The 21,526-nt window shown below is 36.0% G+C and carries 16 protein-coding genes; 12 read left to right on the top strand and 4 right to left on the bottom strand.

Translation table 11 applies throughout. From position 1 onward, the window contains the following. Nucleotides 1-26 precede the first annotated feature (26 nt). Nucleotides 27-1,961 (bottom strand): ABC transporter ATP-binding protein, encoded by a 1,935-nt coding sequence (locus tag H3T83_RS01210; protein ID WP_198214850.1) that lies wholly within the window; start codon nucleotides 1,959-1,961, stop codon nucleotides 27-29. A 199-nt stretch (nucleotides 1,962-2,160) separates the two neighbouring features. Here H3T83_RS01210 and H3T83_RS01205 point away from each other — a divergent pair, with 199 nt between their 5' ends. After that, nucleotides 2,161-4,332, top strand: coding sequence for a MerC domain-containing protein (locus H3T83_RS01205; RefSeq protein WP_198214849.1), 2,172 nt, complete (start codon nucleotides 2,161-2,163; stop codon nucleotides 4,330-4,332). A gap of 47 nt (nucleotides 4,333-4,379) precedes the next feature. Here H3T83_RS01205 and glyA read toward each other — a convergent pair whose 3' ends face one another. Beyond that, entirely contained in the window at nucleotides 4,380-5,636 is a 1,257-nt protein-coding gene (glyA, locus tag H3T83_RS01200; RefSeq protein ID WP_198214848.1) for a serine hydroxymethyltransferase, read from the bottom strand. Between the two features lie 365 nt (nucleotides 5,637-6,001). Here glyA and H3T83_RS01195 point away from each other — a divergent pair, with 365 nt between their 5' ends. From H3T83_RS01195 to H3T83_RS01180, 4 genes are all read left to right on the top strand, one after another. Beyond that, on the top strand, nucleotides 6,002-6,928 hold the full coding sequence (locus tag H3T83_RS01195; protein ID WP_198214847.1) for a TIGR01212 family radical SAM protein: 927 nt from the start codon (nucleotides 6,002-6,004) through the stop codon (nucleotides 6,926-6,928). A gap of 385 nt (nucleotides 6,929-7,313) precedes the next feature. Continuing rightward, nucleotides 7,314-8,435, top strand: a complete 1,122-nt coding sequence (locus tag H3T83_RS01190; protein WP_198214846.1) for a glycosyltransferase family 4 protein — start codon at nucleotides 7,314-7,316, stop codon at nucleotides 8,433-8,435. Next, complete coding sequence (gene rfaP / locus H3T83_RS01185; RefSeq protein WP_086357474.1) at nucleotides 8,428-9,231, top strand: lipopolysaccharide core heptose(I) kinase RfaP; 804 nt, start codon at nucleotides 8,428-8,430, stop codon at nucleotides 9,229-9,231. The genes H3T83_RS01190 and rfaP overlap by 8 nt, the downstream gene beginning before the upstream one ends. A 15-nt stretch (nucleotides 9,232-9,246) precedes the next feature. Continuing rightward, nucleotides 9,247-10,869: a DUF2813 domain-containing protein gene (locus H3T83_RS01180; protein WP_198214845.1), complete on the top strand. Its 1,623-nt coding sequence runs from the start codon at nucleotides 9,247-9,249 to the stop codon at nucleotides 10,867-10,869. Between the two features lie 71 nt (nucleotides 10,870-10,940). On the opposite strand, the gene ettA is transcribed toward H3T83_RS01180, so the two are convergent. Then, nucleotides 10,941-12,608, bottom strand: a complete 1,668-nt coding sequence (gene ettA, locus H3T83_RS01175; RefSeq protein WP_086320926.1) for an energy-dependent translational throttle protein EttA — start codon at nucleotides 12,606-12,608, stop codon at nucleotides 10,941-10,943. 221 nt (nucleotides 12,609-12,829) lie between these two features. Between ettA and H3T83_RS01170 the strand changes: the two genes are divergently transcribed. Continuing rightward, nucleotides 12,830-13,144 carry a hypothetical protein gene (locus H3T83_RS01170; protein ID WP_198214844.1) on the top strand — a complete coding sequence of 105 codons (315 nt, stop codon included), beginning with the start codon at nucleotides 12,830-12,832 and terminating at the stop codon, nucleotides 13,142-13,144. Between the two features lie 611 nt (nucleotides 13,145-13,755). Here H3T83_RS01170 and nfsB read toward each other — a convergent pair. Further along, a complete protein-coding gene (gene nfsB / locus H3T83_RS01165) occupies nucleotides 13,756-14,400 on the bottom strand; it encodes an oxygen-insensitive NAD(P)H nitroreductase (protein ID WP_034902671.1) in 645 nt (214 codons plus the stop codon). Nucleotides 14,401-14,769: 369 nt separating this feature from the next. Between nfsB and H3T83_RS01160 the strand changes: the two genes are divergently transcribed. From H3T83_RS01160 to leuD, 6 genes are all read left to right on the top strand, one after another. Then, complete coding sequence (locus H3T83_RS01160) at nucleotides 14,770-15,513, top strand: hypothetical protein (RefSeq protein ID WP_198214843.1); 744 nt, start codon at nucleotides 14,770-14,772, stop codon at nucleotides 15,511-15,513. Nucleotides 15,514-15,652: 139 nt separating this feature from the next. Then, on the top strand, nucleotides 15,653-16,384 hold the full coding sequence (locus H3T83_RS01155) for a hypothetical protein (protein ID WP_198214842.1): 732 nt from the start codon (nucleotides 15,653-15,655) through the stop codon (nucleotides 16,382-16,384). Between the two features lie 333 nt (nucleotides 16,385-16,717). Then, on the top strand, nucleotides 16,718-18,265 hold the full coding sequence (leuA, locus tag H3T83_RS01150; protein WP_065578095.1) for a 2-isopropylmalate synthase: 1,548 nt from the start codon (nucleotides 16,718-16,720) through the stop codon (nucleotides 18,263-18,265). 69 nt (nucleotides 18,266-18,334) lie between these two features. Beyond that, entirely contained in the window at nucleotides 18,335-19,414 is a 1,080-nt protein-coding gene (leuB, locus tag H3T83_RS01145; RefSeq protein WP_086320929.1) for a 3-isopropylmalate dehydrogenase, read from the top strand. A gap of 65 nt (nucleotides 19,415-19,479) precedes the next feature. Then, on the top strand, nucleotides 19,480-20,889 hold the full coding sequence (gene leuC, locus H3T83_RS01140; RefSeq protein WP_034884246.1) for a 3-isopropylmalate dehydratase large subunit: 1,410 nt from the start codon (nucleotides 19,480-19,482) through the stop codon (nucleotides 20,887-20,889). An 11-nt stretch (nucleotides 20,890-20,900) separates the two neighbouring features. Next, the gene (gene leuD / locus H3T83_RS01135; RefSeq protein ID WP_086360200.1) at nucleotides 20,901-21,503 is read left to right on the top strand and encodes a 3-isopropylmalate dehydratase small subunit; all 603 of its coding nucleotides are present in this window, start codon (nucleotides 20,901-20,903) and stop codon (nucleotides 21,501-21,503) included. The last annotated feature ends 23 nt before the right edge of the window (nucleotides 21,504-21,526 follow it).

The following is a 21,526-nucleotide window of genomic DNA, read 5'->3' as shown; positions in this document are numbered from 1 at the left end:
CATGCATAAGCGCTCACATTGAGCGCTTATTGAGTTAATGCTTCTAACTGTTCCCAACGTTCAAAGACTACTTCAAGTTCGGCTTCTTTATCAGCTAAAGATTGCAATATTGGGCTGGTGACTTCATGAGGTTGATTGAAAAAGTCACTATGGCCAATTTGTGCTTGAAGATCGGCAATAGCTGTTTCTAATTCCTCGATTTTATTAGGTAACTGGGCGAGTTCTCGTTGCTCGTTATAGCTTAATTTAACCTTCTTTTTAGCCGCTTGCTCTGGCGTTTGGTTTGAGCTATTGGTTTTGTTGCTGTCACTTTTAGCTGATTCATTACTCTTACTATTGGTAGCTTGAGCACTCACTGGTTTAGCTTGCTGTTGTTGCTGTAAAGCATCAGTATAACCACCAGCATAAATACCAATTCGGCCTTGTTCTTCAAAAAACCAACATTGGGTAACTACGTTATCGACAAATTGCCGATCATGGCTAACTAATAAAACCGTTCCTTGATAATCGTTAACAAGTTCTTCTAATAGTTCCAACGTTTCAATATCAAGGTCATTAGTTGGTTCATCAAGCACCAATAGATTACTTGGTTTTAAAAATAATTTTGCCAATAATAAGCGATTTCGTTCACCACCCGAGAGTGCTCTGACCGGTGTTCGAGCGCGTTTTGGTGGAAAGAGGAAATCTTGCAAATAACCAAGTACATGTCTTGAGCGACCATTTACCATCACCTCTTGCTTACCTTCTGCCAGGTTATCCATAACGGTTTTTTCAGGATCAAGCTCTAATCGATACTGATCAAAATAAGCCACTTCAAGTTTGGTTCCGCAATGAACACTTCCCGAGGTCGGTGCTAAACTACCCAGCATCAGTTTTAATAATGTGGTTTTTCCAATACCATTGGGGCCAATTAGAGCAATTTTATCACCACGTAACACTTGTACCGTGAAGTCCTTAACCAACACTTTATCATCGATTTGATAACTGACATTATCTAGCTCAAAGACAATTTTACCTGAACGCAGTGCTTCTTCGATCTGCATTTTTGCATTGCCCATAACTTGACGACGCTGTGAATATTCTTGCCGCATCGCTTTTAATGCTCTCACTCTACCCTCATTACGAGTTCGACGAGCTTTAATACCTTGACGGATCCACACTTCTTCTTGGGCGAGCTTTTTATCAAATTCGGCATTTTGTAACTCTTCAACACGCAGCGCTTCTTCTTTACCTAGCAAATAACTGTCATAATCACCGCCCCAAGAAGCAACCTTACCGCGATCTAAATCAATAATCCGCGTCGCCATTTGCCGAATAAAAGATCGGTCATGCGATATAAAAACAATACTGCCATTAAAGCTTTTTAGAAACTCTTCCAACCATTTTATGGTATCGATATCTAAATGGTTAGTTGGTTCATCAAGCAATAGTACTGATGGCTGGCAAACCAGTGCTTTGGCTAATGCTGCTTTACGCAGCCAACCACCCGATAATGATGAGAGCAACGCATCGCCATCTAATGACAGTGAAGAAATAACATTACGAATTCGATTATCCAACTGCCAACCATTTTGGTGATCAAGCTGTTCTTGCATTTTAGCTAATTTCGATAAATTACTTTCACTGGGATCCGCTTCAACCAGATGTGACAATGCATAATAATCTTTTAATAATTGCGCTTGTTCTTTTAAACCTTCCGCAACAAAATCAAAAACATTACCTTGAATATCGCGAGGTGGATCTTGCTGCAATCGAGAGACAATAACGTTGTTTTCATAAACAATTTGTCCTTCATCAAGTGGTATTTCTTTATTCAGCACTTTTAGCAGAGTTGATTTACCGGCGCCGTTACGACCAACAAGACAGACTCGCTCGTTAGTTTCTATCGACATATCAATATGATCAAGAAGTGGCGCATCACTAAATGATAAATAGGCATTGGTAAGATTAATTAATGACATATTTGTGGTTTTTATTTGGATATTAAATAATAAGGCGGTATTCTATCATAAAGTTGCGCTTGGCAACCAAAATCAATTATCAAAGATACAATTAACGGCTCTTAAAACGTGAGCATTCCAATTCTCTTCTAAAAAAATGAATACTGTTATACTTATTAATAATTGAATATATTAATAATATTTCGGTATGGAGGTGATTATGAGTCATACTTGGACATTTCAACGTGTTGGTGGATTAGATCAAGTCGTATTAAAAAATGCCGATGACATTATTAACTTAGCCAATTTAGATCCTAAATTATGGGTTGCACTTAGTTGCCCGACAACCGGTTTAGATTTTGATCAAAGAACATTACAATTGTTAGATTCTGATAACGATGGCCGTATTCGTATTCCCGATATTTTAGATGCAATTAGTTGGGCAAAAGATAAAATCGTCTCTTTCGATAATATAGTACAATCCTCAGAAACATTGCCACTATCGCAAATCGATGATTCAACAGAACAAGGTAAAAAATTATTAGTTACTGCGCATAGTATTTTGGCGAATTTAAATAAGAGCCAAGCCGATTATTTAACGCAAGATGATGTCCAGCAATCACTTAAAATTAATGCCAGCAAACTCTACAATGGCGATTTAATTTTTCCACCTTCAGCCGAATTATCACCAGAAATGCAAAATTTTATTCAGGCAGCAATAAAAACAACTGGTGCCGAAAAAGATATGAGTGGTCAGGATGGAATTAATTTAGAGATTGTGCAAACTTTTGTTAAGAACTTAAAAAGTTGGCAAAAATGGCAAACTGATATCAGTAATACCGAAACACCTTTTGGCGAAAACCGCTCAGAAATATGGAAATTAGTTCAAGAATTAAAGCCAAAAATTGATGACTACTTTTTGCGTGTTGAATTAGCACAATACGCACCTCAGGCACAAACAGCGTTAAATGTTGACGAGAAATATATTGTCCCAACCCAAAATGGATTACTTTCTGATGAAGCTTTATCTGAGCTACCTCTATCTAAAATTGATACCAATAACGCATTAGATCTGGTTAATGGCCTTAATCCACTGTGGAAAACTAAAATTATTCGATTTAGGGCTTTAGTGGCATCCCATTTAGCCGATCCTAACCAATTAACAGCACAAGAGTGGCAAGATATTCAAACGGGTCTTAATGCCTATGCCACGTTAATTAGTTCTAAACCTGAGATGCAGCAATTAAACGTAGCAACTAAACCTACTGCGAGTATTGAGGATATTCCTAGCAATCAGATCGCTAATTTAGCTAATGATAATTTATTAAGCGAATTTGAAAAAATGGTCGAACAGGATAACCAAACACCTATTTCAGCCTCAGATGTTTTTGTATTAGAAAAACTAGTCTTATTTCAAAAACATCTTTATCGTTTATTAATTAACTTTGCTTCGTTTGCTGAGTTCTTCTCACTTGACCATTATGCGGCTTTTCAATTAGGTAAGCTTTATATTGATGGTCGCTGTGCTACGCTTTGCGTTGCCGTTGATAATATCGCCAAACATTCAACCATGGCCAATTACTCTGAACTTTGTTTACTTTATTGTGAATGCACAAGACACGGTCAAAAACAGACAATTGCTGCAGCAATTACCGCTGGACAAGGTGATTTATTAATCGAAGGCCGCAATGGCGTCTTTATTGATAATGAAGGTAATGATTGGGATGCAAATGTGGTTAAGATGATTACTAAACCAATTAGTATCCAACAAGCTATTTGGGCACCTTATCAACGTATTGGCCGTTTAATTACTGAACAAATAAATAAATGGGCCAGCAATAAAGATGCTAACCTTGAGAAAACCAGTACACAAGCGGTACAAAATCCTGAAAGCAAATTTGATATTGGTAAAAGTGTTGGTATCTTTGCAGCTATTGGTTTAGCTATTGGCGCCATTGGTACCGCTTTAGCGACTATTTTTCAAGCTATCTTCTCGCTTACATGGTGGCAATTCCCATTAGTAATTTTAGGTTTGTTCTTGATTATATCTGGACCATCAGTAATATTGGCTTGGTTAAAATTACGCAGGAGAACACTTGGGCCATTACTTGAAGCTTCTGGTTGGGCGATAAATGGACAAGTTAAAATCAATTTACTGCTTGGTGGTCTGCTTACCAGTAAAGCCGAATTACCTGCCAATGCAAGACGTAATTTAACTGACCCTTTAAAAAAACGCAATAAAAAAGCCCGAATACTATTCTGGTCAGCAATTTTACTAGGTGTCGTAATCGTCGGTACGGCTTTTTGGTTTAAAAATGATATTGCCAATTATTTTAAACAGCAGCAACAACAGTTAACCCAAAACCAAACTCAAAACGAACAGAAAAACTAATAGGCTATAATATTTTTCGCCGACATTACGTCGGCGAAATTTTCTTATTAATGTTGATAAACGGGTAATCGTCGGCAAATTGCCAATACTTTTTGTTTAACCGCTTGAATAGCTTGTTCATCATCAATGTTATCTAACACATCACAAATCCAGTTAGCTAATTCGCGAGACTCTTCTTCTTTAAAACCTCGACGAGTCACAGCTGGGGTACCAATTCGCACTCCTGATGTCACAAATGGGCTTTGCGGATCGTTTGGTACGCTATTTTTATTGACGGTGATATTCGCACTACCTAAAGCTGCATCCGCCTCTTTACCTGTTATCTTTTTATCAACCAAATCAATTAGGAATAGATGATTTTGAGTTTCGCCTGACACGACTTTGTAGCCACGTTTGATGATCACATCAACCATCGCTTGAGCATTTTTAACAACTTGTTTTTGGTACTCTTTATAAGCAGGCTCCATCGCCTCTTTTAAGGCAACGGCTTTGGCAGCAATGACATGCATTAACGGACCACCTTGCGCCCCAGGAAAGACTGCAGAATTTAATTTTTTATAAAGATCTTCACTGCCACCTTTGGCCAAAATAAGACCACCACGTGGCCCACCAAGGGTTTTATGCGTTGTTGTTGTCACGACATGAGCAAATGGTACTGGGTTTAGATAAACACCGGCTGCCACTAAACCAGCCACATGAGCCATATCAACAAATAAGAAAGCGCCAACACTATCAGCTATTTCGCGCATCCGTTGCCAATCAACTACGCCAGAATAAGCAGAAAAACCACCTATAATCATTTTTGGTTTTGAATCTAAGGCTATCTGGGCTAATTGGTCATAATCAATATGTCCAGTTTCGTCAACACCATAAGCAACCACATTGTAGAGCTTACCAGAAAAGCTAACTGGTGAACCATGAGTTAAATGGCCACCTTGAGACAAATTCATGCCTAGCACAGTATCGCCTGGTTTTAGCAATGCCATATAGACTGCAAAATTGGCTTGTGAGCCTGAGTGTGGTTGCACATTGGCATAATCTGCAGCAAATAACTGTTTAGCCCGTTCAATCGCTAATTGCTCAACAATATCAACATATTCACAACCACCGTAATAACGCTTACCTGGATAACCTTCCGCATATTTGTTAGTTAATTGCGTACCTTGCGCCTGCATCACTCTTGGGCTGGTATAGTTTTCCGATGCGATAAGTTCTAAGTGATCTTCTTGGCGTTGTTCTTCACCTTTAATGGCATCCCATAACTCTTGATCATAATCGGCAATCGTCATTTGTTTATTAAACATATTGGCTCCTTGTAAGCAATTACATCAACGTAACGACTTCAGTATTTAATTAGCACAAAAAAACATCATGAGCTATTATCCTTACTTAATCGACCTTTAATTTCAATCTTTTTTTGAAGTTATAAATAATATTTATAGATAGTTAGAATAATAATTAAAATGCTTTACAGCACAATATCATTTAGCCTACTAAAACCCCTTTCCTCAAAATTTTTAAAACCATTATCATTGATAAATTATCTAGTTTGATAATGCAAACAATGTATTAGAGAATAATAATCTTATTAATCATTATCTCTAGCTTAATTGCAATTGAGTATCTGAAATATATTGGTAGAATAAGCAAAAATTTTATTTGGTATCGCATGCAACTTCATTTAGTCGTTAATACATTTGGTTCCGATTTGCAACGTCGCTATGGCGAAAAAATCTATAAGCTCACTTTACACGGTGGTTTTAGCTGCCCCAATCGTGATGGTACCATTGGTCAGGGTGGCTGTACCTTTTGCAATGTAGCGTCGATCATTGATGAGTCTATACAGATTAAATCAATTTCAGATCAGCTTTTGTCCCAAGCGCAACAGATGAAAAAATCTAAACGTTATCTTGCTTATTTTCAGGCTTATACTAGTACCTATGCTGAAGTTGAAATTCTTAAAAATATGTATCAAGAAGCGCTGAACAGTGCCGACATTGTTGGTCTTTGTGTTGGTACACGTCCTGATTGTGTACCCCAAGAAGCATTAGATTTGCTTGCTGATTATCAAAATCAAGGTTACGAAGTTTGGTTAGAACTCGGTTTACAGACCGCTCATGACAATACATTACACCATATTAATCGTGGTCATACCTTTGCGGATTATCACCAAACGGTACAAAAAGCACGACAATTAGGTATAAAAGTGTGTACTCACCTTATTATTGGCTTACCCAAAGAGACTAAACCAGACAATCTCGTCACTTTAAACAAAGTATTAGACAGTGGCGTTGATGGTTTAAAAATTCATCCGTTACATATTGTTGAAGGCAGTATTATGGCCAAAGCATGGCGAGCTGGGCGGATCAATGTGTTATCTCTTGAAGATTATGTCGATATTGCCGGTGATATTATTCGACAAACACCAGCCAATATTTTATACCATAGGATTTCAGCCAATGCCAGAAAACCAACCTTACTAGCCCCTGATTGGTGTGAAAACCATTGGCAATCAATGAATGCAGTTGATCATAATTTACGACAATTTGGTGCTCAAGGTAGTGCTATTGGTGATACCTATTCTTTCAAACAATAAAGTATAATTAATATTTTAAAAATTTTGAGGAAAGCCTATTTTTAATACTGATAGTTGCGATAAAAACTGAATTTGTTAATTAAATTATATAAATTTCCGCTTCAAAAACCCCTCTCCTCAAATTTTTTAGCCAACATATTTACTCGTTAGATATTGAACTTATAAATTCATCAGAATACGTTTTAATAAATTAAAATATAGCTATGTATTAGGAATAATAGGCTATTTAATCTAGTGTTTTTTCGTTTCGTTACTGTTAAAACAATAGGTTTATTGTATATTGCTACATAGCAATATGTTTGAAATAATTATTAACATCTGGGTATTTTTGTACCTTTGTTAACAACAAGTATATAATGATGTTTTATTATTTGAGATAATCTGCATGCAACTAGCTTTTTGTATTTATAAATTTTTCCCTTTTGGCGGTTTGCAACGCGATTTTTTGCAAATTGCTACTGCTTGCCAAGCTCGAGGACATCAAATCCGTGTTTATGTATTGGATTGGCAAGGCGATAAACCAGCTGGTTTTGATATCATCATCGTTCCGAAAAAAGGATTATCTAACCATAGCCGTAATCAAGCTTATTACCATTGGGTAAAGGCTCACTTACAAAGCAATCCTGTAGATTGTGTGGTAGGCTTTAACAAAATGCCAGGCTTGGATGTCTATTTTGCTGGTGATACTTGTTTTGCTGAAAAAGCTGCCCATAAAGGCTTTTTTTATAAACTATCAAAACGTTGTAGACACTATTTGGCATTTGAACAAGCGGTATTTGCTCCTAGTTCGTCCACCAAAATCATGGTGTTAACAAAGCAACAAATTCAAGATTTTAAAAACCATTATCATACTCAAGATGAACGATTCTTTTTATTACCGCCCGGCATTGCTTTAGATCGAAAATATAGCGTTGATGCTCCTCAAAAACGTCAACAATTTCGACAATCTAATCAAATTGGCCAAGATGATTTTGTAATTGTGCAAATTGGCTCAGATTTTAAACGTAAAGGCGTCGATCGCACATTGAAAGCAATTGCGGCTTTACCTAATGACCTCAAGCAAAAAGTTACCTATTTGGTGGTTGGCCAAGATAAACCAGAGGCATATCTAAAGTTAGCCGATGAATTAGCTATTGCTAAACAGGTGAGATTCTTTTCTGGTCGTAATGATATTCCTGATTTTTTATTTTCAGCTGATTTATTACTACATCCTGCACGGCAAGAAGCGGCCGGTATGGTTTTGATTGAAGCGTTAGCTGCAGGGGTTCCAGTGATCGTATCAGGTATTTCCGGATATGCTTATCACATTAGCCAAGCTAATGCCGGTATTGTATTATCAGAACCTTATAAGCAAAACATTTTAGATCAAGCGTTAGAACAATCAATTAGAGATAAAGAGCAATGGCTTAATTGGCATAACAATGCCATTGCTTATGGTAATAGTGAAGATTTATATCATTTAGCCCAACGAGCAGCAGACATTATTTTAGGATGTCATTATGAATGAGATTAAACTTAAATCACCCTTTCAACAATTATGGCAAGGTAAAGATCCATTTAATGAAGTGGAATTAATTTCAGGTAAGGTTTACCGTGCCGTAAAACAACGTAAAACCCTTAATTTTCAATTAGAAGATCAATCATATTTCATTAAAATTCACCGCGGTACAACGGTAAAAGAGATTGTAAAAAACCTCATTTCGCTACGTTTACCAGTTTTAGATGCTAAACAAGAGTGGGATGCAATTCATCGTTTAGAGCAAGTTGGTGTCAATACCATGGATGGGCGAGCTTTTGGGCGTAAAGGATTAAATCCACTTACTCGACATTCATTTATTATTACCAAAGACCTTAATCCAACTATCAGTTTAGAAGATTTTACTAAACCATGGCTAACTAACCCACCTAGCTACCATTTAAAACGATCATTAACTATTTATTTAGCAAATATGACCGCAAAAATGCATGGAGCAGGCGTGAATCATCGTGATTGTTATTTATGTCATTTTTTATTGGATTTACCTTTATTTGAAAATAATCAGCAAATAAAACTCTCGGTAATTGATCTTCATCGTGCACAAACACGTAATAAAGTTCCTACCCGTTGGCGTGATAAAGATTTAATTGGACTTTACTTTTCATCAATCAATATTGGACTTAACCAACGTGATATTTGGCGTTTTTTAAGAAACTATTTTAATAAACCAATTAAAACCATTTTGCGCGATGAACATAAATTAATTGCTAGTGCTAAGCAAAAAGCTGAGCGCATCGCTAAAAGAACTGAAAAGTATCATCTTTAATCATAAGGAAATGGCATGTTTATTGAACAAATTGATATCAAAGGGTTTAGGGGGATTAAGCAACTTTCGTTAAAGCTTAATGCTAAATCTAGCGTACTTATTGGTGAAAACCAATGGGGTAAATCTAGTTTAATCAGTGCATTAAAATTGCTAACTCTAGATAATAAATTTTATCAATTTGTAGATTCAGATTTCTATTATGATAAGGATGATGGTAATCACATTTCAATAAATGTTGTTTATTGTGAATCTTATGCAAATCAATTAACTGAACAAGCTTATCAGCCTCTGACAGCAGTTAGTTATCGCTCACCAGCAGACAATCTATATCGAATTACTTACCAAATTAATGCCAAAAAAAATGGTGATACTATTATCACTGAACATAATTTGTTGGATGAATATGGTGAAAGGTTAAATCTAGATAATCCAAAATTATTAATCGCTATTTTGATTAATTTAAATCCGGTCATGCCGCTTAAAAATTCAGTGAATGCTAAGGATTTACCTGTCACAAATGAACCTTTATCACAATACTTTATTGAACAACTATCTGATCAATTAAAAGCACACTCGGCACAATTAAGTCAAGATGAGCTTAATCGTGGCTTACAAGCTGCTCGTTCGTTATTAGAATACTATTTTGTTGATTCTCAACAACGATCTAAATATAAACAATTAGCACAAAAAAATAGCCCGAAAACCGAGGATTGGAATTCGCTCGAACGAATCAATAATGTCTTAGATGATTTAGATAATGATTATCTTCGCACCGCACTTTTAGGTATATTTGGTTCGATTGTTAATGCTAAAGGAGATAATCCTCTCTCTCACAGTTCAGTGCCAATTTTAGTTTTAGAAGAACCTGAAAGCCAGTTACATCCAATTATTCTATCGGTTGGCTTCCGATTGTTAAAAAATTTACCTACCCAAAAAATTATTACCTCTAACTCAAGTGATTTAGTTTCTCTGTTTCCATTAGAGAGTATTTACCGATTGATCCGCCAACCCGATCAAATTGTCAGTAAGTATATTGCTCCTCATGGGTTAAGTGTTGGCGATAGTCGACGCATTTTATTCCATGTCCTTTATCGACGCCCTACTGCGCTATTTGCCCGTTGTTGGTTATTGGTTGAAGGTGAAACTGAAGTATGGCTACTCAGAGAGCTTGCCGAACAAAGTGGCTATCATCTAAGTTCAGAGGGGATCCAGTTGTTAGAATTTGCTCAATGTGGTTTAAAACCATTAATTCACTATGCTAATAAAATGGGGATCCGCTGGTATGTCATTACTGATGGTGATATGGCAGGGAAAAAATATGCTGAGACGGTACAATCACAATGTGCACCCGGCGAAAATTTAAATGATTATATCACCGTATTGCCAGCCCGTGACATTGAAAATTTTCTCTTTAAACATGGTTTTAGTCACGTATATAAGTTAGCTGCTTATAATACCGTTGCCCATATTGATATGTCAGTACCGAAAATTATTCAAAAAGCAATCCACAAAAGTTCTAAACCAGATTTAGCGATTGCGGTTTGTGATGATGCAAAAGCGCGTGGTATTACAGCCATTCCTCGATTATTAACCGATACTTTTGCTAAGTTGGTTAAGACATCCAAATCATTGCTTTAAAAGTTGATTATATGGCTATGATAAGACAATCCGCCGATAACATCGGCGGTAGATAGAATGGAGCTTAAAAGCTACTTGCTAATTCGTTTATATTTAGCTCGTTTAGGTTCAAGCGCCTCTGCCCCTAAGGTACGTTTTTTCCACTCTTCATATTCAGTAAAATTACCTTCAAAGAACTCAACATGCCCTTCGTCTTGGTAATCTAAAATATGAGTGGCAATACGGTCTAAGAACCAGCGGTCATGCGAAATGACTAACGCACAGCCCGGAAACTCTAATAAGGCATTTTCCAGTGCACGCAAGGTTTCAACATCAAGATCATTGGTCGGTTCATCAAGTAATAGTACATTACCACCAACTTGTAATAATTTAGCTAAATGTACACGCCCGCGTTCACCACCAGACAGCTCACCAACACGTTTTTGCTGATCAACGCCTTTGAAATTAAAGCGTCCGACATAGGCACGGCTTGGAATTTCGAAATTACCGATACGCATAATATCTTGTCCGTTGGATATTTCATCCCAAACGGTTTTTTTATCATCCATACTATCGCGGAACTGATCGACAGAAGCAAGTTGTACTGTGTCACCTAAAGTGATCGTACCGGAGTCCGGTTGCTCTTTACCTGATAACATTCTAAATAGCGTCGATTTACCGGCACCATTAGGCCCAATAATACCCACAATGGCTCCTTTCGGAATGCTAAATGAGAGGTTATCAATTAATACGCGATCGCCATATGATTTGGTTAAATTAGCCACTTCGATAACTTTATCACCTAAACGTTGCCCAGGTGGAATGAAGAGTTCATTGGTTTCATTACGTTTCTGGTAATCATTACTATTTAATTCTTCAAAACGCGCTAACCGTGCTTTGCTTTTTGCTTGACGACCTTTTGGATTTTGCCGTACCCACTCTAATTCTTTTTCAATTGATTTACGACGCGCCGATTCGGTTGCCGCTTCTTGAGCTAATCGCTGATCTTTCTGTTCAAGCCAAGATGAGTAGTTACCTTCCCATGGAATACCTTCACCACGGTCAAGTTCTAAAATCCAACCAGCAACATTATCTAAGAAATAACGGTCATGGGTAACAGCAACCACTGTACCTTCATAATCATGTAAAAAGCGTTCTAACCAAGCAACCGATTCAGCATCCAAATGGTTGGTTGGTTCGTCAATTAATAACATATCTGGTTTTTCAAGTAATAATTGGCAGATAGCAACACGACGACGCTCACCACCTGATAAATTTTCAATTTTCGCATCCCAATCCGGTAGGCGTAAGGCATCAGCTGCACGCTCTAATTGGTTATCAAGATTGTGGGCATCTTGCGATTGAATTATTGCTTCAAGCTCGGCTTGTTCTTTCGCTAATTTATCAAAATCGGCATCAGGATCGGCATAAGCGGCATAGACTTCATCTAAGCGGGCCAATGCGTTTTTAGCATCACCAACCGCCTGTTCAATTGCTTCACGTACAGTCTGTTTAGGATCAAGTTTAGGTTCTTGAGGTAAATAACCGATTTTAATACCCGGTTGCGGACGAGCTTCACCTTCAATCTCGGTATCTACGCCAGCCATAATGCGTAATAATGTAGACTTACCTGCTCCATTTAAACCGAGAACACCAATTTTAGCTCCCGGAAAAAAACTTAAAGAGATATCTTTCAAAATATAGCGTTTAGGAGGAACAATCTTCCCCACGCGGTTCATGGTATAGACATATTGCGCCATAAATCATTATCCGTTTAATTAATTAAAACTAGCAAGTAGTATTGCTATGTGATTGATGGCGTATATTGTAATGATTCTAGCTGTGTGGTCTAGGGTTATTTATGAATTATGTTATAAATATGGAAGAACTATCAACTAATATATAATTCAATATTCAATTTATATATGATTGTTTATTGAAAAATCTGTATAAGCATACTAAATAATTTATAAGGAATAAAATGGAAAAACAAACTGTAGTTATTGAATATTATGTTAATACCCAGTATTGGTTAGATGCTTATTATGCAAAATATGGCGTATTAGACCATGAGTTCGCGCAAAAATTGAATGATTCAACACCTGATAATATGCGACACTTTACTATGTCGTTTAATAATGAAAAATTAGTCATTTTTAATAAAGATAAAAATGAAATCAACACTTTCTACTATCAAGATTTATATTGCATTAATAAAACTGAAAACGGCTATTTATTTTTTATCAATAATCAAGATTTTTATTTTGTTAGTCAACAGTCTTTCAAATCAGATTAACTAGAAATTATTCATGATTTTTTATGTGATTATTTAGGAAAAAATTTAGAAAACCAAATAGCAGAGATAGACACCTATAAAATGGATATTAATAGAATCTATTATTGCTTTTATTATTTATTGTTTAAAAAATCTATAATGACTCCTATTTATATACTTGTAATGTTTTTACCGTGCTATTTTTTAATAAAAGATTCTAGCCATGCATTATTTTTCGTTTGTATTACAATTATATATTCAATTGCAATCTACTTCAGTATCAAACCTGGTTTGAAATTTTCAGCTGAAAATTGGTGTAAAACAAGTAATAAAATTTTTATTTGTTCAAAGGTCATTTTTTATGAAGATAGATTTACAATGACAGCTAAAACCCAATTAAGTACTACTGTTATAAAGTATGATCAATTACACAAAATAAGAAAGGTAAAAAAAGGTTATCTGTTTATTATAAATTGTAATAGTGGTTATCTATTTTATAACGAGGATTTTACACCGCAACAACGACAAGTTCTTGAAGATAAACTAATGCAATATAATAATTTTTATTTAAAATAACACTCGTAAACTTACCCCACTGTTCATCTGGTGGGATAAGTTATAGCGGTAATTTGTTATAAAAAAGTGAAAATTTGTTCTTCTGGTAAACGTGATTTTGGACGATGGGCATTACCATCATTTTCAGAACGATAACCTAATGTTGCAATAACTAGGCTTTTTAGGCCTTTTCGTTTTAATTCTAAAATTTCATCCATTTTGTCACAATCAAAGCCTTCCACAGCGGTAGAATCAACACCAATAGCAGCGGCGGCAAAAAGTAATTGTCCTAATGCTAAATAAGTTTGTTTGCCTTCCCAACTCTGTTGGGACTCAATTGTCTTACTGTTTTTAGTGACAAAGAAACGTCTTGACTCATCCTGAGTTTGTTTAAGTTCGGATGATGGTAATCTGCCATCTTTCTCCTCTTGGTTAAGCAAATTAACTAAATGCGCATCTTCTAAAGGAGATTTAATACAAAATAAAATAGTATGAGATGAATCGGTTACGCGTGGCTGATTAAATTCTGCTATGGCCGGTAAAATTTTATCTTTAGCAGCATCATTATCAATAATATAAAAATGCCAAGGTTGTGAATTAACTGAAGACGGACTGTTTCTTAAAACTGTTAGTAATTGTTCTATTTTTTCTTTAGGAATTTTTTTAGTTTTATCATAATGTTTGGTGGTATAGCGTTTTTGAGAAATTTCGACAATGTTCATCTTTTGACCCCATCTTATTAATTGTGAGTAAATAATACTTAATAGAAATTTTAAATTTGATTAATCAGATATCTTTGCCAAAATTACGATCTAAATGCTTATAGGAATATAGCATCAATCAAATTTAATTAGTAGTAACTTAGTTACTATAATTAAATATTATTATATAGAAATATTGTCAACTTAAACAATTCACTGTAGCTAAAAGATACGAGCCATTTTAGTTTTTTTAAGAACATAATTTAAACAAAATAAACCGCCAAATGATTTACAATAAAAACAATTAATATTATTATAATATAAATACTTATAAAGAATATTTACTTAAAAGCAATGCAATGGAAAATGTGCTAATTTAAAGACGTCATCATGGATAGAAAATACGTTATTTTTACAGTTAAAACTGTAACTGTAAAATTATATACTCTTGTTGTTATATTAAGTCTATTTTATAGCTTTTCAGTCCCAGCATTAACTGAAGTAACCGCTTCAGCCATTAATGGTACACCGCCCTATATTTCAGCAAATCAAGATAGAACACCTTCCGATATCTCTGATCTACTCTGGATAGCTATTAAAAAAAATGGCGATCATTCTCAAACAACACCATCCAGTAGTGAACCAACGTCAGTTGAAGACCCAAACTTAATCTATTATCACTCTGATTTTAACTCTTCTCCTGATGAAATAATTGATCTACCTGAATCTATTGATACTTTTGATAAAATTGTCACATTAATTTCAGGTTATCAAAATGAACAAGTAGAGCTCGAAACAATTTTAACTGATAAACAATATTTTGAAGATAATGATGGTGATGATGGATTTAAAGCAACTGGAACTTTAAAACTAGAAATTAAAGATAATAAAAATAATCAGATCAAACTGAATGATCAATTAGACAGTTGTGTAGGCTATTATACATTAACTTTAGAGACTACTGATTCAGAACTTTCAACCATTTATGGATTACCTAATATTAATCACTATCCTAGCGTCAGCAAAACTTACTATATTAGATCATCTGGTTCTGGTTTACCTAAAGTCTGTTGGCTACAACCTTCATTAGAAAAAGGTTCCCCCCCCATTTGCTTACACACAGCAAGAATATGATAATTTTTTTAATAAATATCCATGGGAAAAAGACGATACCCAAATTTGGATTCCAAATAAAGGGTTTAAAGCTACCGAGATTATTGATTCTTGGGAGAGGTTTCCTACCACCGCAGCCGATAAATTATATTTTAATGTCGTGTTATCAGGGGCAAAATGGCAGGACATTAGTTATATAAAAAAACCATCAGACTCCCCGGTTGAATTAAAATTAAGTGGTAAAAATAATCAGCTTAGAGTTGAATTTAGTGGACCAAATTTTGAGAAAGAAGTTAGCGAAGATGATGCTGATTTGGCAAATTACACTGAATTTTCATTAAAAGTAGGTGATAGGGTAATTTATTCTTTTGAAATAGAATATTGGTTTTATATCTCTAATGAGACCGTCAAAGCACAAAAATATGCAGAACAATATTGTTCTTGTAAAGGAACAGCTATGTATCCTGGAGGTCCAGAAATTTTGACCAATGCTCTTTATGATAATTACAAATTTGGTCAAAATAATAACAATCATTATATCCGTGAAGTTAACTTTTTATTAGCTGAATGGGGTAATACAATTAATGAAGTTTATCCTAATAAAAATGCTCAAGGCGATGAAATATCAAATGTATTTTGGACATGGAAAAAGGTTAACGACCAAGATGAGTATCATGATTTAATGAAAAAAAATCGATCATTTAAAATAAAATCACGCAATATTAGTTATAACGGTTGGAATGAATGGGATGATGATGACAATTGCAATGAAGACCCTGTAAATCGATACCCAACAGGAACCCAGTTTTACGCAATTGATTTCAACGATGGTAGTATTAAAAAGCTTCCACAAGAAATTGAAGGTTTAAGAGTAATTTGCGTTTCTGATTAATGTTTGAATGAACTATTTCAACAAAATAACTATATAAGTTATAGATGACTATTTGATTTAATCAATTTTTATTATTGACATTAGAGCCTTTTTTTGATAGAAATAGTGTCAATATTTTATTCATAATATAATAATTGAGCAGTTAATGATTAAATTTACTAACCTCCTACTCAGCCTCCTCCTCGCATCAGTTTGCGCGGATAGCTTGTGTGTGGAGTAAAAGTGATTTAATAATTAACTCGACAAATTAACAAGAACCCGCGCTAAAGTGCGGGTTTTTTGTTTTCTTAACTTGAAATACCGAGATAGCGCTAAAATATAAAGGAAATAACAATGAGCGATCAGATTATTATTTTTGACACAACATTACGTGATGGTGAACAAGCGTTACAAGCAAGTTTAAGTGTTAAAGAAAAACTTCAAATAGCTTTAGCATTAGAAAGAATGCAAGTAGATGTAATGGAAGTTGGTTTCCCTATCTCATCTCCAGGCGATTTTGAATCAGTACAAACTATTGCTAAAACCATTAAAAATAGTCGTGTTTGTGCATTGTCTCGTTGTATTGATAAAGACATTGATGTTGCAGCCGAAGCTTTAAAAGTAGCCGATCAATTTCGTATTCATACTTTTATGGCAACATCAACGTTACATGTTAAAGATAAATTAAAAATGACATTTGAAGATGTCGTTGAACAGGCTGTGCACTGTGTTAAACGTGCACGTAATTATACAGATGATGTGGAGTTTTCTTGTGAAGATGCAGGCCGTACCCCAATTGATAACTTATGTCGGATTGTTGAAGCAGCAATTCAAGCAGGGGCAACCACGATCAATATACCGGATACTGTCGGTTATACTGTCCCTTATCAATTTGGTGGCATTATTCATACCTTATTTGAACGTGTCCCGAACATTGATAAAGCGATTATCTCTGTTCATTGTCATGATGACTTGGGCATGTCGGTGGCTAACTCGATTAGCGCGATTCAAGAAGGTGCTAGGCAGATTGAAGGGGCGATGAATGGTTTAGGTGAACGTGCGGGCAATACGGCTTTAGAAGAAGTCATTATGGCGATCAAAGTCCGTCAAAATATCTTAAACGTTCACACCAATATTAATCATCAAGAGATCTATCGTACCAGTCAAATCGTCAGCCAAATTACCAATACACCGATACCGTCTAACAAGGCGGTTATTGGTAGTAATGCCTTTGCGCACTCATCAGGTATCCATCAAGATGGCGTGTTAAAAAATCGCGAAACTTACGAAATCATGACCCCTGAGTCGATCGGTTTAAATCAAATCCAATTAAATTTAACTTCCCGTTCAGGCCGAGCTGCAGTAAAACATCGTTTAGCTGAATTAGGTTATCAGGATAATGATTATAATTTAGATCAAGTTTACCAAGCCTTTTTAGAACTTGCCGATAAAAAAGGCCAGGTTTTTGATTATGATTTAGAAGCATTAATTTTTATTAATCAAATTAAAGATGATGAAGAGCATTATGTATTGGATTATTTTAATGTACAATCTGGCTCTACTGTCGTTTCAACCGCTTCAGTTAGTTTAATTATTGGCGATCAAAAATATTCAGATGCAGCAACAGGTAATGGCCCTGTTGATGCTGTTTATCAAGCGATAAATCGTATTACTGGCGAACCTATTTCAATTGTGAAATATCAATTAGCATCTAAAGGACAGGGTGAAAATGCCTTGGGTCAAGTCGATATCGTTGCCGAATATAAAGGACGTAAATTCCATGGAGTTGGGCTTGCTACCGACATTGTTCATTCATCAGCATTAGCATTAATTAATGTGTTAAATAATGTTTATAGAGCAAATCAGGTTGCAGAACAAAAACAAAAATTGCACCAATACTAAAAAGTAAATATTGTTTCGTTACTTAATGACGAAATATTTAAAATATAATTAGATTGTTAAGGAATAGATATGTCACAAAATTACCATATTGCAGTACTACCTGGTGACGGTATAGGCCCAGAAGTGATGAAACAAGCCTATAAAGTGTTAGAAGTTATTCGTCAAAAATATAACCTAGCCATTACAACAAGTGAATATGATGTGGGTGGTGCAGCAATTGATATTCACGGTTGCCCATTACCAAAAGAGACGTTAGAAGGATGTGAAAAAGCTGATGCTATCTTATTTGGCTCGGTTGGCGGTCCAAAATGGACCAATTTACCACCTGACCAACAACCTGAACGCGGTGCTCTATTACCATTACGCAAACATTTTAAATTATTTGCCAACATGCGCCCTGCTAGTTTATACCAAGGTTTAGAAGAGTTATGTCCGTTACGTGAAGATATCGCTAAACGTGGCTTTGATATTTTATGTATGCGTGAGTTAACTGGTGGTATCTATTTCGGTTTACCTAAGGGGCGTGAAGGAACTGGCCCCCAAGAGCGTGCTTTTGATACTGAAGTTTATCACCGCTTTGAAATTGAACGAATTGCCCGTATGGCATTTGAAGCAGCGAAAATCCGTCGCAAGAAAGTAACGTCAGTAGATAAAGCAAATGTTCTACAAACTTCTATTTTGTGGCGTGAAGTTGTAAGTGAAGTAGCTAAACAGTACCCAGATGTCACATTAGAGCATATGTATATTGATAATGCCACTATGCAATTAGTGAAAGATCCTGCGCAATTTGATGTATTACTTTGTTCTAACTTATTTGGTGATATCCTATCAGATGAATGCGCCATGATTACCGGCTCAATGGGAATGTTACCTTCTGCCAGTTTAAATGAAGATGGCTTTGGTTTATACGAACCTGCTGGTGGTAGTGCGCCTGACATTGCCGGTAAAAATATTGCTAATCCTGCTGCACAAATTTTATCATTAGCACTGTTAGTTCGTTATAGTTTAAAACGTGATGATATTGCTAAAGCTATTGAAAATGCAGTTAACAAAGCTTTAGAACAAGGTACTCGCACTATTGATCTTGCTCGTGGTGGTAGTTATGTTTCTACCGATGAAATGGGCGATACCATTTGTCGTTTAATTTAATTTTTAAAGTAAGGGTTAATCGATCGTATTAACCCTTTTGCAAGAATATTAAAGGAATATAAGCAATGTCTACAAAACCAAAAACATTGTATCAAAAATTATATGATGCACATGTTGTCTATGAAGCACCTAATGAAACGCCTATTTTGTATATCGACCGCCATTTGGTTCATGAAGTCACCTCTCCTCAAGCCTTTGATGGTTTACGAGCAATGAATCGTAAAGTCCGACAACCGCATAAAACCTTCGCCACAATGGATCACAACACCTCAACGAAAAGTAATGATTTAAGCGCTTGTAGTGAGATGGCACGAATTCAGCTAACCGAATTAGCTAAAAATGCAGAAGAGTTTGGCGTCTCTTTATACGGTTTACAAAGTCCATTACGCGGAATTGTGCATGTTGTTGGCCCTGAGCAAGGGATGACATTACCCGGTATGACAATAGTTTGTGGTGACTCACACACCGCAACACATGGTGCTTTTGGCGCATTAGCTTTTGGTATTGGGACATCGGAAGTTGAACATGTTTTAGCCACCCAAACATTGAAACAAGGTCGCGCTAAAACGATGAAAATTGAGGTCAAAGGCAAAGTCGCTGATGGCATTACCGCCAAAGATATTATTCTAGCGATCATTGGTAAAACCACCAGTGCTGGTGGTACAGGTCATGTAGTTGAGTTTTGTGGCGAAGCAATTACCTCTTTGTCAATGGAAGGCCGAATGACATTATGTAATATGGCCATTGAAATGGGTGCCAAAGCTGGATTAGTTGCACCAGATGAAACCACATTTGAATATTTAAAAGGTCGTCAATTCTCACCTAAAGGAGAAGATTTTGAGCAAGCTGTTGCTTACTGGAAAACCTTAAAAACCGATGAAGGAGCACATTTCGATACGATTGTGACTTTAGAAGCAAAAGATATTGCTCCGCAAGTAACTTGGGGAACTAATCCTGGTCAAGTAACAGCTATTGATTCTCAAGTACCAAATCCTCAAGATTTTTCCGATCCAATTGAAAAACATTCAGCTGAACGCGCATTAGCCTATATGGGGTTAACCGCGGGAACTAAAATGTCTGATATTAAGATCAATAAAGTGTTTATAGGATCATGTACTAATTCCCGTATTGAAGATCTGCGTGCCGCAGCTGAAGTTGCTAAAGGTCGTAAAGTCGCCGATGGCGTTCAAGCCCTTGTCGTACCGGGTTCCGGTCCGGTGCGTGAACAAGCAGAGGCTGAAGGATTAGATAAGATTTTTATTGATGCTGGTTTTGAATGGCGCTTACCAGGATGCTCAATGTGTTTAGCGATGAATGATGATAAATTAGCCCCGGGTGATCGCTGTGCATCTACCAGTAATCGTAATTTTGAAGGACGACAAGGTCGTGATGCAAGAACACATTTAGTTAGCCCGGCAATGGCAGCAGCGGCGGCCATTACTGGTCATTTTACTGATATTCGCAAACCGTTTTAAGGAGACTTGTCATGGCAAAATTTACAACACATACAGGATTGGTCGTTCCTTTAGATGCGGCGAACGTTGATACTGATGCTATTATTCCTAAACAATTTTTACAAAAAGTTACTCGTACCGGATTTGGACAACATGCATTTCATGAATGGCGATTTTTGGATGACGCTGGCAAACAACCTAATCCAGAATTTGTATTAAATAAACCTCGATATGCAGGTGCGAGTATTTTATTAGCTCGTGAAAACTTTGGTTGTGGATCATCGCGTGAACATGCACCATGGGCATTAACCGACTATGGATTTAAAACTATTATTGGCTCGAGCTTTGCTGATATCTTTTATAATAACTCATTTAATAATCAACTATTATTAGTTAACTTATCCGAAGAAGAAGTAGATGAGTTGTTTAAATTGGTTGAAGCCAATGAGGGAATTGAATTCACTATTGATTTAGTTAATGAAGTCGTCATTGCTGGTGACAAACAATATTCATTTAAAATTGATGCTTTCAAACGCCACTGTTTATTAAATGGTTTAGATAATATTGGTTTAACCCTACAACATGAAGATGCTATCAGCTCATTTGAGCATAAAATTCCTAGATTCTTAAATTAGTTTATTTAGGCGCGTAAGCGCCT

The sequence above is a fragment of the Gilliamella sp. M0320 genome (assembly GCF_016101635.1).
Classification (GTDB): Bacteria; Pseudomonadota; Gammaproteobacteria; order Enterobacterales; family Orbaceae; genus Gilliamella; species Gilliamella apis.
Note: the sequence above shows the minus strand (reverse complement) of the source record. Positions and strands in the feature narration are given on the sequence as shown.